The sequence below is a fragment of the Vibrio sp. Vb1574 genome, from assembly GCF_033338675.1.
On record NZ_JAWOTC010000001.1, the window covers coordinates 155,132 to 168,247 of the forward strand.

The 13,116-nt window shown below is 42.3% G+C and carries 12 protein-coding genes; 7 read left to right on the forward strand and 5 right to left on the reverse strand.

All coding sequences use genetic code 11. The features are described 5' to 3' along the window. Positions 1 to 63: 63 nt before the first annotated feature. Positions 64 to 981 carry a LysR family transcriptional regulator gene (locus R7O12_RS00690; RefSeq protein ID WP_411913075.1) on the reverse strand — a complete coding sequence of 306 codons (918 nt, stop codon included), beginning with the start codon at positions 979 to 981 and terminating at the stop codon, positions 64 to 66. Between the two features lie 112 nt (positions 982 to 1,093). Between R7O12_RS00690 and chrA the strand changes: the two genes are divergently transcribed. After that, positions 1,094 to 2,233 (forward strand): chromate efflux transporter, encoded by a 1,140-nt coding sequence (gene chrA, locus R7O12_RS00695; protein WP_308386852.1) that lies wholly within the window; start codon positions 1,094 to 1,096, stop codon positions 2,231 to 2,233. A 123-nt stretch (positions 2,234 to 2,356) separates the two neighbouring features. On the opposite strand, the gene R7O12_RS00700 is transcribed toward chrA, so the two are convergent. Next, positions 2,357 to 3,001: a helix-turn-helix transcriptional regulator gene (locus R7O12_RS00700; protein WP_005380169.1), complete on the reverse strand. Its 645-nt coding sequence runs from the start codon at positions 2,999 to 3,001 to the stop codon at positions 2,357 to 2,359. A 568-nt stretch (positions 3,002 to 3,569) separates the two neighbouring features. Here R7O12_RS00700 and R7O12_RS00705 point away from each other — a divergent pair. From R7O12_RS00705 to R7O12_RS00720, 4 genes are read left to right on the forward strand one after another with little or no spacing between them, the layout of a single operon-like run. Beyond that, a complete protein-coding gene (locus R7O12_RS00705; protein ID WP_005391691.1) occupies positions 3,570 to 4,499 on the forward strand; it encodes a hypothetical protein in 930 nt (309 codons plus the stop codon). 20 nt (positions 4,500 to 4,519) lie between these two features. Next, a complete protein-coding gene (locus R7O12_RS00710; RefSeq protein ID WP_005380167.1) occupies positions 4,520 to 4,843 on the forward strand; it encodes a hypothetical protein in 324 nt (107 codons plus the stop codon). Positions 4,844 to 4,848: 5 nt separating this feature from the next. Beyond that, entirely contained in the window at positions 4,849 to 5,526 is a 678-nt protein-coding gene (locus R7O12_RS00715; protein ID WP_033905563.1) for a C39 family peptidase, read from the forward strand. A 54-nt stretch (positions 5,527 to 5,580) separates the two neighbouring features. Next, positions 5,581 to 6,147, forward strand: coding sequence for a hypothetical protein (locus R7O12_RS00720; RefSeq protein ID WP_005380163.1), 567 nt, complete (start codon positions 5,581 to 5,583; stop codon positions 6,145 to 6,147). A gap of 224 nt (positions 6,148 to 6,371) precedes the next feature. Here R7O12_RS00720 and R7O12_RS00725 read toward each other — a convergent pair whose 3' ends face one another. Continuing rightward, complete coding sequence (locus R7O12_RS00725; protein WP_005380160.1) at positions 6,372 to 7,367, reverse strand: transporter; 996 nt, start codon at positions 7,365 to 7,367, stop codon at positions 6,372 to 6,374. 477 nt (positions 7,368 to 7,844) lie between these two features. Between R7O12_RS00725 and R7O12_RS00730 the strand changes: the two genes are divergently transcribed. Next, the gene (locus tag R7O12_RS00730) at positions 7,845 to 9,536 is read left to right on the forward strand and encodes an AMP-binding protein (protein ID WP_025768211.1); all 1,692 of its coding nucleotides are present in this window, start codon (positions 7,845 to 7,847) and stop codon (positions 9,534 to 9,536) included. Positions 9,537 to 9,604: 68 nt separating this feature from the next. On the opposite strand, the gene R7O12_RS00735 is transcribed toward R7O12_RS00730, so the two are convergent. Further along, the gene (locus tag R7O12_RS00735) at positions 9,605 to 9,814 is read right to left on the reverse strand and encodes a DUF1127 domain-containing protein (RefSeq protein ID WP_005380156.1); all 210 of its coding nucleotides are present in this window, start codon (positions 9,812 to 9,814) and stop codon (positions 9,605 to 9,607) included. A gap of 97 nt (positions 9,815 to 9,911) precedes the next feature. Here R7O12_RS00735 and R7O12_RS00740 point away from each other — a divergent pair, with 97 nt between their 5' ends. Beyond that, positions 9,912 to 10,859: a LysR substrate-binding domain-containing protein gene (locus R7O12_RS00740; RefSeq protein WP_005380154.1), complete on the forward strand. Its 948-nt coding sequence runs from the start codon at positions 9,912 to 9,914 to the stop codon at positions 10,857 to 10,859. Positions 10,860 to 10,965: 106 nt separating this feature from the next. On the opposite strand, the gene fusA is transcribed toward R7O12_RS00740, so the two are convergent. Then, positions 10,966 to 13,056 carry an elongation factor G gene (gene fusA, locus R7O12_RS00745; RefSeq protein ID WP_005386444.1) on the reverse strand — a complete coding sequence of 697 codons (2,091 nt, stop codon included), beginning with the start codon at positions 13,054 to 13,056 and terminating at the stop codon, positions 10,966 to 10,968. Positions 13,057 to 13,116: the final 60 nt, after the last annotated feature.

The window sequence follows — 13,116 nt, forward strand, 5'->3', positions numbered from 1 at the left end:
CAGCGGGTTGTAAGAAGTTCAACAACAAATAACTCTAAGCACCATGAGTGCCCCAAATGTTTATCATTTAGAGGTGATGGTCGAAGAAACCAACTCGCGTAGCCAAATGCCTTTGTCTTCATTGTTTCGGCTGGAATGCCACAGCATAGCAATATCAAAATCCGCAACGGCGATCGGCGGCTTAACGGTAACGAGATCGTCCGAAAAGCCCTCCGCCAATGCCATTTTTTCTGGCACGATGGCAATGAGAACGCGTTTTTTCAATAGATGCCGAATAGTGAGAAAGTTGCGCGACGCCACGGTGACTTTGCGGCTCAAGCCATGTTCTGCAAGCTTTTGGTCTACTTGTGTCTTTAAGCTCCCATCGGGACTTACCAGAGCTTGCTCTATGTTCGCGAACGCTTCCAGAGACAGCTGTGTTTCCCCTTGCAATACCTGTTTATCACACATGCACACGTGCTTTTCGGTGTACAAGTACAAGCTCTCAAAGTTGTCATCCAACACCGGCATGCTGCCAATAATGACATCGAGCTTTTCATGCTCAGTTAATGCCACGTAGTTGCTACGATTGACGTTAATAAAACTGATCTGCGCCTCTGGGGCGCGCTGGCGTATTTCGTCATAAAGCCTAGGAGCAAAGATAAACTCGGCATAATCCGTTAACCCGATGCGACATACACCCGCGTAATTTTCAGGTTGGAAGGCAGACTTAGTGAGCAAGTCTTTGGCGATAGAATCCAACAAGTGATGCACAGTTGGCGCGATGTGGTGAGCGTGCTCGGTGGGCTCCATCTTGTGCCCTTTTCGCTCAAAAAGCGGGTCGTCAAACAACAACCTTAAACGAGACAAACTATGACTCATCGCCGACTGGCTAACGTAACTTTTCTCTGCCGCGACGCTAACGCTTCGATAGCGATACAAGTAGGAAAACGTCACCAATAAGTTCAAGTCAATGTTGCGCCACTGAATGTCCTCTTTCACTCCAACATCCTCATCCCATTTCATTCATAGATGAAATTAAAATCATCAATTTGAGTCATTTTAGAGCATTCGATAAATTAGCAACAATGCTTTTTAGATAAACAGGCTCGACATGTTCACCATATTCAAAACTTTTTTCTGGCTGGGTTGGTTCAGCTTCGGCGGCCCGGCGGCTCATATTGGTTATTTTCGCCAAACATTTGTTGAGAAACTGAAATGGCTTGATGACAGCGAGTACGCGCAAATTGTCGCGCTCAGTCAGTTTTTGCCGGGACCGGGCTCAAGCCAAGTTGGCTTTGCTTTAGGCTATAAACGTGGCGGTTTAGGTGGCGCATGCGCAGCATTTGTCGGATTCACGCTTCCTTCAGTGGTCATCATGTTGGCGCTGGCGATGGTGAGCAGCCAAATCACCGACACCGCAGTGTTCCAAAACATCGTTCACGGCCTAAAACTGCTCGCAGTCGTCGTCGTGGCGGATGCGACTTGGGGCATGTACAAAAACTTCTGCCAAAGTAAACTGACCGCGGGTTTGTGCGTCGCGACTGCGATTGCGTTGCTGGTGGCACCAAGCATCATGACGCAAATGTTCGTGTTGATCGCAGCAGGTTTTGTCGGAATGCGGTATCTGAAGAAAGACTCCGCGCCATCAGCCGAGTCGTTTAAACCGTCTATCGCGCCATTGGCTCTATTTGCGATGCTTTTACTCGGCTTACCGTTAGTGGCTCATACGTTACCTTTACTTGGGCTGTTTAGTGATTTTTTCCAAGCTGGTAGCTTAGTGTTTGGTGGCGGTCATGTGGTTCTGCCGCTTCTGCAAAACATTGTTGGCGACCAGCTCAGCCAAGATGCATTTTTAACAGGCTACGCCGCTGCACAAGCTGTACCAGGGCCAATGTTCACCTTTGCGACTTTTATCGGTTATGAGCTTTCGGATACGCCAATTTTAGGTGCGCTGATCGCAACGCTTGGCGTATTCCTCCCAGGGTTTCTTTTACTACTTGGCGTTCTTAAGAACTGGCAAGCACTGGCAGGAAAACCGCTGGTCTCCGGCGCCATCAACGGTGTAAATGCCTCGGTAGTAGGGTTACTACTCGCGGCACTTTACCAGCCAGTATTTAGCAGCGCAGTTGTTGCTCCCATCGACATGGCGTTAGTGGTTGCAGGTTTTTATCTACACAAAAAGCTCAACCTTTCGGTTCTGTGGATGATCGTGTTTTTTGTGGCAGCAGGCCTTGTCACGGGCATGATGTAGCCTGCTGATACGCCAACTATTGAATCTAGATAAACCACGGGCACTCAAATACGAGTGCCCTTGCTTAGATTAGATAGTGAAAACGGAACAGACCCCGATAAAAAGAGCATCACAAATTATGACTTAACTTCTCTCGGTTAAGCCATTGTTCATTCTTACCAACTTAACTGCATCATGACGAGAATGGACATCGAGTTTTTTGTACAACTTGTATATATGGCTTTTCACTGTACTTTCAGATAAAAAAAGTCTTGAAGCAATTTGTTGATTTGAAATGCCGTACACAAGTAGCTCTAGAATCTGTTTTTCTCTGCATGTTAACTCATCATGCTGCTGTTCTTCGGACAAATTTGCATGCCGATAATTGAGGACTAACTTCTCTAGGTACATTCTTGGTAGCCACAACCCACCTTTCAGTACGTATTCCGCGCCATCACATATATGTGTCACTGATGCACTTCGGAGCAAAATTCCTTTTAACAACTTCCAATGCAGTAAGTCCGTTTGTACTTTTTCACAAGGGACGTTGTGAAGCATAAAGGACCACCCAAATAGATCAAAATCTGGTAACTTTCCTTGCACTTCAAGCTGACGCATAAAATCGTAATCAATAAACATCAAATCGATACTGAGTGAGTGACTTCTGAACACCACTTCATCTGGTTGCATTATCTTTACATCGACATCATGAATGGAAGACAGCTGTTTTTTTATTAAGTTACTTTGTAAATTACTCTCAGCTAGCAGTATCAAGTGCTTCTTTTCCATAGTCCCACCACATTAACTTACCTGTTTCACCAACCCCCGTTAGAAAATTAATTGGAGGCAGCAAAGAGAATTTATCTTCATTTTAAGTAGAAAATATAGCACTTCAGAATGATATCGCATTGCTTTTCAGCACCGAAAAAGACTTAAAAAGTATGAACCTGTTGTGTTTTTATCCATACTTTTCAACCTGTGTTAGCATAAGGATATGATTTATAATATTAAATAATAAAGATAATAATTGGATAAAATGCCATTTATAAAAAATGGATGACTGCTCCGCTCAGTGCAATAGAACAAATTACTTCTTTATATTGGCTTCATTTCATACTTGATGAGTACTTAAAGTAAATACAAAAAATAACATTATGATTATGTTATTTTTTTCTTTAATACTTTAAATAGACGTACCTAAATACTCCCTTCCAGCCTGAATCATTCTCAATAATGAGAACAGCTTTCACTGATCCTTTCTTATAATTTCATCGCTTCCCACAACATTTGAAGGAAGCAGCAAGAAGTTAAGTGCAGTCATTTTTAATCAGGAATAACAGGAAATGGAGTAATCGTTATGACTCTAAACAAAACAGGGCTTGCTTTAGCAATGTCAGCAATTTTATTTAGTGGCTCTCTAATCGCGAATGAGATCGATGATGGAGACGACAACATGCAATGGACTGACAGCGCTAATACCGATATCGGTTTATCTGGCAGCTTCAATGATAACAGTGACAATAGCGCATCTCTCGGTGTTGGTGATAGCTTCAACGACAACAGCGATAATAGTGCGTCACTAGGTATTGGTCATAGCTTCAACGACAACAGCGACACTGACAACAGTGCAACTCTTGGTGTTGATGACAGCTTTAATAACAACAGCGACAACTCAAACTCGAGCACTAACACAGCTCAAAGCCACAACGACAATAGTACGTCTAACGCTAACGACAACAGTACCAGTGCTGATCTTGATGTGAGCCTAAATAGTGATAGTAGTGACTCAAGTACTAACACAAATAGAAGCCACAACGACAACAGCGACTCTAGTACTACTGTAAGACGTAGCAACAACGACAACAGTGACTCTAGTATCAACAGTAGCTTTAACGATAACAGCGATAATCGTAATCAAAGCGACAACCGTAACCAGAGTGATAACCGTAGCTACGCTGATTCAAGCACAACAAACTCGAACAGCTTTAACGACAATAGTAACTATCAAAGTGACTCGAGCTCAACAAATGTTGATAGCTTCAATCAAGTCCATATGGATACAGATATGGTTGTTGCGAGCTCAAGCCTAATGGGTGGTGTTACAGGTGCATCAGTTATTTATGCAACTAACGCGGATGATACTCGAGTTCGAGTTGAAAACATGAACACCCTTGGTGGTCTTGGTGGTGCGGCTGGTATTACTACCGTTGGTCAGAATGCTGGTTCAAATTCACTTGTACAACAATCTGTTACAACTAATGCAAGTGTGTTTACTGGGGGTGAGTAACCGACTAGTAGGAGAAAGCGATGCGTTTGGCAATCTGTACTTTGAGTATGATAGTTGCCTGCACTGCACTCGCTGATGACATTGCATTATCTGGCGGAGAAGTTAGCTTGGATATCATGAATGAATCAAGAGGTGGACAAAATGTTGAACTCGACTTGGTTTATGCAGAATCAGATATCAATGGTATTTCGTCAGATAATGTCGCGTCAAACACCGTGAGTGGTAACAATATACTATCAAGTGGAGCGTTCGCAGACAGTTCGGGTATATCCAACGTAATTCAGAACAGCGGAAACAACGTTTTAATCCAGAACTCTACCGTCGTTAACCTGACACTCAAGTAAACAATATGAAAGTATTAAATAACGTAATTTGGCTGATGCTCGTTTATTCAGCATCAGCCATTTCATTAGAACTGCTACCTTACCGAGCACATTACTCTGTTCCTGTTAAAAGCTACAAAGAAATAGTGTTCGGTGATGTTTTTCGCCAACAGTATGACTTCAGCTGTGGCTCTGCCGCCCTGGCTTCTCTTCTCACTTTTCATTATGCAACAGAGTCATCTGAACAAGATATCTTCAAAAGCATGTTTGAAAAAGGTGATAAAGAAAAAATCAAAGAGAAAGGTTTTTCTTTGTTGGATATGAAGTTTTACTTGGATTCCATAGGGTTACGTTCTGACGGCTTTCAAGTAGGATTGGAGAAAATTAAAGAAGTCGGCGTCCCTGGGATTACTCTCGTTAATTTCGATGGGTATATGCATTTTGTTGTCATCAGAGGTATAAACAATCACTCAGTTATTCTAGGAGACCCTTCTAGAGGAACCATGATAATGAAACTGGATGAGTTTGAAAAATATTACCAAGGAATTGTGTTACTGGTCCGTAACGAAGCGGAAATGGGAAGGTCTAGCTTTATAACCAATGATAATTTCACCGTATATCAAAGATCACCATTAAAAACAGGAGTGTCTAGAGATTCCTTAGGGGTATTTAGCATTACTCTCCCAGTTTCCGGTGAAAATTAATATAACATTGTTTTAAATAACTTTAAGAACTAAACAACCTGAAAGGCCTGCATTATGAACTACAATAAATTTTTGTTAGTGCTTTGTATGCTAATACCTCATTTTAATGTGAATGCTAAAGATGTTGGCCTGCAAGAACTTACTCCTCTTTCAAATTTATCTTTAGAAGAATATCGAGGTGGCTTCCAAATTACGGACGAGTATATTATTAATATTGGATTAAGCATTACTACGACTATAAATGGCGATGATATTTTGAACACAAACATTGCCAACTTAGTAATTGAAAATGGTAATTTAAAAAACATTAGCGCAAATAGTGAAAATCAAAGTGGAGATATTTTCAACCAGGGTATTGTTAACATCATACAATTTGGTGAAGGAAATATTATTGGAGATGATTCTATAGATTCACCCAAAATGCCTTCGTCTCAAAATCCTAATATAATAAGTTCAGACTTTATAAATTCAAGTATTATCAATATTATTCAAAACACGAAAGATAACAGTATTATTGGACTTAGCACGCTCGTAGACATTGATGCTCAAGTAAATGGGGTAATACGGGAAATCAAAGCAAACCAACAATTAGAAGACGCCTTATTGAACCACCTTCAATGAGCATTTCCATTTTTATCTGAAAAATTGTCACGTTAAGCTTCTTTGATATTAGAAACGACTGATATCTATGATTACATACCAAAAGAAAGGTAGATATATCAATAGGCCACCATCATTTTAAGAATATATACCTACTTTATCCAATATAATCCAATCAATTTATAATGCGAACACTAGGCGCTAACGATAAATTAGGCCCAAGACTCAAGGGCCTAATATCCATTTTACAAATTAAAAGGTACTCGTACTGTTAATTGAAAGTCGGGAGTATCTTCTGTAAGACCAGCTTGAGCACTAACATTGATAGATGAGCGTTCACTAAAGGCATAGTTTATACCAAAAGTTAATGCATCTAATTGAAGCAACTTAGCATCATCTGCCGATCTGCCATTTACTTTGCTTTTTAAAATAGTTTTATGGCTAAGTCCTAAAGAGAATGAAAGATCAGGATTCACCGCAAACCCCATTCCTCCTGAAAGAGAAATAGTGTCTCCAAGTTCAACATCAGCTTTTGTGTCGCCAACTGTAACAGTATCCTCTAAGTTATAAATATAACTTAGACTAGCGAACAAGACCGCAGGATCAACAGGGTGAATAAGAGATAAATTAGGCTCAAAACTCCAAAAACCCGAACCTGTAGGGACATCACTAAATGAGTTGCTTCCATCTTCAATAGAAACATCATAAGGCGATCGTCCTGTATCCGACTTTACTCTAAGGCCACCTACCCAGTATGGCGCAGACTCAAAGTTAAACTGGTGCCTCAATGCGAACTCTACATCACCAAGCCCTCCGCCATCCACCGTTGTGTTTACTACTTCACTGTTTGAACCATCTTGAATGGGGCGCGTAGAAACTTGGTCATTACGATACACATACGGCACTCTAACTTCTAACTCTGTGGCGTTTGTTAAACCGTACCGAGCAGTTAATCCAACGGTTACTGTAGTCCTATCCGAATCACTCACTTCAATTCGCCCAACAATCAGAGTTGGTAAGACTGTATACCCAACAACAGATACTTTGTTTGAAGAGTTTTGTGTATAGCTTAAAGACGAATCAAATGACCATTTACCTTTAGGTGTGAGAACGCCTGGGCGCTCAATAACATCACCAACCGTTTGGGCGCGCTGAGGAATATCATCTCCTTCAGCACCATATGCATTCCCCGCAATGAATAAACTACAAAGATAGGTACCCAGTAAAGTCTTCCGTAACATCACATCTTTCCTTTTGCTGATGATCGTACCCAAGTAATCTCAGGCAATAGCTTGAGGTGAAGCTCCTAACTTTCCAAAGTAAGATTAGTATAGCTACTTCAAAACCACGACATACCTTTAAGTTTGGCGCTTTGAAGAAATTAGGAGACATTTATATTTATCTTCAACACTAAGCCACTAGTTAATAAATAATTAGGATAGATTCTATGTTTTCGCAATATTATTAATAAAATAAATTGCTTACCTGTGCTCTTAGTATGAAGTCGATATGACATAACAGCTGAAAAGCCTGTTCTCTTTTGCGTAGCATCAATCACCTTGCTTTTTTAGATCGAGTCGCTCCGACTTCAACCATAACTAACGCTATCTTCCCCACATATTTCATCAAAATGCATTCCCGTGTCGCGATTTAACATGCTAAAGTTAACAATGCGTTAACAATTATAAATACAATGAGAAGACATGGAGTCACTTAAAATGAATCAGCCGAATCTAAATAGCGCTGCTGGTTGCGCTCTCCCACCACCAAATGAAATGATCCTCAAATGGGCTCAAGAGCGTCCAAATGAGGTCTACCTAAAACAAATTATTAACCGACAATTTGTTGAGTACACATTCTCTGATGTTGCAGATCAAGCCTTAAAACTTGTCAGCGCACTACGCTCACTTGGTGTAAAGCCTGGCGACAAAGTCGCATTAGTATCTAAAAACTGTGCAGAATGGTTTATTTGCGATCTTGCTATGATGCTTGGTGACTATGTCAGTGTGCCAATCTTTCCTACCGCCGGTGCAGACACCATCGAATACTGTGTGACTCATAGTGAAAGTAAAGCGATCATTGGCGGAAAACTCGATGATCCCAAAGCAACTCAGCAAGTCATTGATGCTATGCCTGAACTCATTAGCATCGCTCTACCTTATGACACGGCACCAAAGTGTAAGCACGAATACCAAGCGCTCATTGCTGATGCAGTGCCAAGTAAAGAGCGTCCGCAGCATTACGATGACAAGCTAATGTCGTTGGTGTATACCTCAGGCACATCAGGGTTACCGAAAGGCGCGATGCTAACTTACGGCGCATTCAGTTGGTCTGTTCAGCAACTGATCAATCATATTGGTATCCAAGAAAACGACCGATTGTTCTCTTATTTACCGCTCGCTCATATTACAGAGCGTGTTTATATCTTCGGTTCATCGATTATGGGTGGCGTGCCAACAGCATTTCCAGAGTCACTGGACACTTTTATCGAAGATGTGAAGATGCACCGACCAACTCTGTTTATCTCCGTCCCACGATTATGGACGCTATTCCAGCAACGTATTCAAGACAAACTTCCACAGAAGAAGCTCAATATTCTGTTGAAAATCCCATTCGTCAATTCTTTGATCAAGAAAAAGCTAGCAGATGGTCTAGGTTTAGATCAGGCTCGAGTATTAGGCTGTGGCTCTGCACCTGTCTCGCCAGCGCTGTTGGAATGGTACCACTCAGTGGGCCTTGATATCACAGAGGCTTGGGGGATGACGGAATCATTTGCCTACAGCACGCTCAACTACCCATTTAGAGCTGACAAAATTGGTAGTGTCGGTAATGCAGGGCCAGGCATTGAGTTAAAAATCGCAGCCGATGATGAAATCATGGTGCGTGGCAAAGGGCTATTTTCTGGCTACTACAAAAATGATATTGCCACCCAAGAGTCTTTTGATTCAGAGGGCTGGCTACACACAGGCGATATCGGCGCTATCGACTCAGATGGTTATCTAACGATTCAAGGCCGTAAAAAAGATAACTTCAAAACCGCCAAAGGTAAATTTGTCTCTCCGGTTCCTATCGAGAAAAAGCTTTTCGAGTACAGTCGCGTAGAGATGATGTGTCTCATCGGTTTAGGGCTACCCGCTCCGATTCTTTTGGTTGTGCCACATGACTTCCCTAACTTTGATCGAGAGCGATACGCACGTACCACACGTAAAGTTATTGCCAGGATGAATCAAGAACTCGCCTCTCATGAGCAAATCAAAGGTGTGTTAATGATTAAAGAACCTTGGAGTATAGAAAATGGCGTACTGACGCCAACGCTTAAAATTAAACGTCATGTGCTCGAACAAAAGTATCATGAGATAGGCCACAATTGGCCAAAAGATGAATTGGTCGTGTGGGAAGAAGACTTGTAATTTTGCTTGCACTCCTCAACACCATTGGGGAGTGCAACTTAACTTTGAGCTTGAATCAAACTCATAGACTACTCTCTCCAGAATGGCTTACTCACTTCACAACTAATCTCCCTTTCACCTAATCCAATATCGTCCCAAAGGTGCTTTGGTAACTCTCTCAAGTGACGACGTGTCTTATAGTTCCTTCTCCAAGCCGCCAGTTTAGAATAAATTAACTGTAACCCGCTCTGATGGGCAGTAGGTATAGTACGCTCACAAGTGTGTGTCATGTTTTCCATTTCAAAGATCCCTATACAATGTTGACCACTTAATAATCAGCGACTACGCTGATAACCTCAAACGATAGAATCTGCCATAGAGTTAAGGAAAACTAATGTGAAAGATCGAATGCCTCCCTTACAAAGCTTGTATTACTTTTTCGTTGCAGCAAAGGAAGGAAGCTTTAAAACGGCAGCAAAAGAACTGTTTGTTACGCCAGCGGCCATTAGTCAGCAAATTCGTCATTTAGAAGAGTTCTTAGGCACGGACCTATTTGTTCGTCAGCACAGAAAAATCGTGCTCACACCAGAGGGAGAGCTACTGTTTAGTCAGGCAGAAAGAGGGTTTGCTCATTTGCAGCAAGGGGTAAGATTAGTCAATCAAGATCCAAACCCGAACCACCTTTCGATATCAACACTCCCCTCTTTCGCTCATCATTGGTTAGTCCCGAAAATTACGGCTTTTCGTCAGCGTCACCCTGATATCGCCTTGCTATTAGAACCAACCAATGATTTGGTGTCTTTTCAAGATAGCCAGATAGATTTATGTGTTCGTTACGGTTTAGGAAAGTACCCCAATTTAGAATCACAATGGCTAATGGACGAAGCTTTTTATCCAGCTTGTCATCCGGTGTACCAGAAAGAGCACGGGATCTATAACATCGAGGATTTAAGCAAAGCTGAGCTGATTGAAGATGTTTGGCCTGATCTTGATTGGAATATGTGGTTAGCAACCTTGGGTCACTGCGCAGCAAAGCCTACCTTAAAATACAGTGGATCACATCTCGTGCTTGAGGCTGCACTATCACTTCAAGGCGTGGCATTAGTAAAACACAGTTTAGCTCATCAATATTTTCGTTCTGGCAAATTGGTCCGAATTGGAGATATCGCTATCAAGCCCAACTTTGCGTATTACTTGTGTGCGCCAAAAGGCTACTTAAAAAGACCTAAAGCTCAATTGTTTGCGCAATGGTTGAAGGAAGAAATAGAAATATTTGAAAAGTCAGTGGTACCAGACTTTAAGACCATTGACCTAAAAGGCAACAGTACTAGAACGGCATCATAACAAACGCTAAATAGGAATAAAACAAACACGCTCTGCGTATAAGACTGCTAAATACAAAAAGCCCCGCACTAAGCGGGGCTTTCAAGTTATAGAGTTAACTTAAGAATTACTTCTTAGCGTTACGCTCTTTAACGTCAGCAATTACTTGCTCTGCAACGTTTGTTGGACATGGTGCGTAGTGTGAGAACTCCATAGAGAACTGACCACGACCAGAAGTCATAGTACGTAGAGTACCGATGTAACCAAACATTTCTGATAGAGGTACATCACCCTTGATACGTACGCCAGTAGACGCTGCTTGTTGGTCTTTGATCATACCACGACGACGGTTAAGGTCACCGATTACGTCACCAACGTGATCTTCTGGAGTGAACACGTCAACTTTCATGATTGGCTCAAGAAGTTGCGCGCCAGCTTTAGGCATAGACTGACGGAATGCACCTTTCGCTGCGATTTCGTAAGCGATAGCTGAAGAGTCAACTGCGTGGAAACCACCGTCGAATAGTTCAACTTCAACGTCTAGAGTAGGGAAGCCAGCTAGAACACCGTGCTCCATCATTGACGCAAAGCCTTTCTCAACTGCAGGCCAGAATTCTTTAGGTACGTTACCACCAACAACTGTTGATTTGAACGTGAAGCCAGAGTTTGGCTCACCTGGTTTGATGCGGTAATCGATCTTACCGAACTGACCAGAACCACCAGACTGTTTCTTGTGCGTGTAGCTATCTTCGATTGCTTGAGTGATAGTTTCACGGTAAGCAACCTGTGGAGCACCAACTTCTAGCTCAACGCCGTAAGTACGCTTAAGGATATCTACCTTGATGTCTAGGTGAAGTTCACCCATACCTTTCAGGATAGTTTCGCCTGAATCTTCATCAGTCTCAACTTGGAATGATGGATCTTCTGCAACCATTTTACCGATCGCGATACCCATCTTCTCAGAACCGCCTTTATCTTTAGGCTTAACTGCGATAGAGATTACTGGATCTGGGAAGATCATTGGCTCAAGAGTACATTCGTGCTTAGGATCACATAGAGTGTGACCAGTTTGAACGTTCTTCATACCAACTACAGCGATGATGTCACCAGCTTGTGCTGAATCGATTTCGTTACGCTCGTCCGCGTGCATCTCAACCATACGGCCGATACGCTCTGTTTTACCAGTTGCAGAGTTAAGGATTGTGTCACCTTTCTTCATCTTACCAGAGTAGATGCGGATAAAGGTTAGAGCACCGAAGCGGTCATCCATAATCTTAAATGCAAGAGCACGTAGTGGCTCGTCTGCAGATACAGTCGCAACTTCACCAGTTGGCTCACCAGTCTCTGAATCAGTTAGAGGCTGTGGATCAACTTCTGTTGGAGATGGTAGGTAATCAATTACCGCGTCAAGAATAAGTTGGATACCTTTGTTCTTGTACGCTGAACCACAGTAAGTTGGGAAGAATGCTAGATCACGAGTACCTTTACGGATACAACGTTTGATGTCTTCTAGAGATGGCTCTTCGCCTTCTTCTAGGTAAGCCATCATTAGATCTTCGTCTTGCTCTAGAGCAGTTTCGATTAGCATTTCACGGTATTCAGCAGCTTTCTCTACCATGTCTGCTGGAATATCTTGAACTTCGTAGTTCTCTGGTTGGCCAGACTCATCCCATACGTAAGCTTGTTGGCTTAGTACGTCTACAACACCTACGAAATCTTCTTCGATACCGATAGGTAGAGTCATAACTAGAGGTGTAGCACCTAGTACGTTCTGTACTTGATCTACAACTTTGTAGAAATCTGCGCCCATACGGTCTAGTTTGTTAACGAAGATCAGACGTGATACGTGTGATTCGTCAGCGTAACGCCAGTTAGTTTCTGACTGAGGCTCAACACCACCAGAACCACAGAATACACCGATACCACCGTCAAGTACTTTTAGAGAACGGTAAACTTCGATAGTGAAGTCAACGTGTCCAGGAGTATCGATGATGTTTAGACGGTGATCGTTCCAGAAACAAGTTGTTGCTGCAGACTGGATTGTGATACCACGCTCAGCTTCCTGCTCCATGAAGTCAGTAGTAGTTGAACCGTCGTGAGTGTCACCGATCTTATGGATCTTACCAGTTAGCTTTAGGATACGCTCTGTAGAGGTAGTTTTACCCGCGTCTACGTGAGCAAAAATACCAATGTTTCTGTATTTTGATAAATCAGTCATTGTCTTACTCTGTTAATAAGGTATAAAGTGCGCGCAGAGTATATCACATTCTGTCAATAC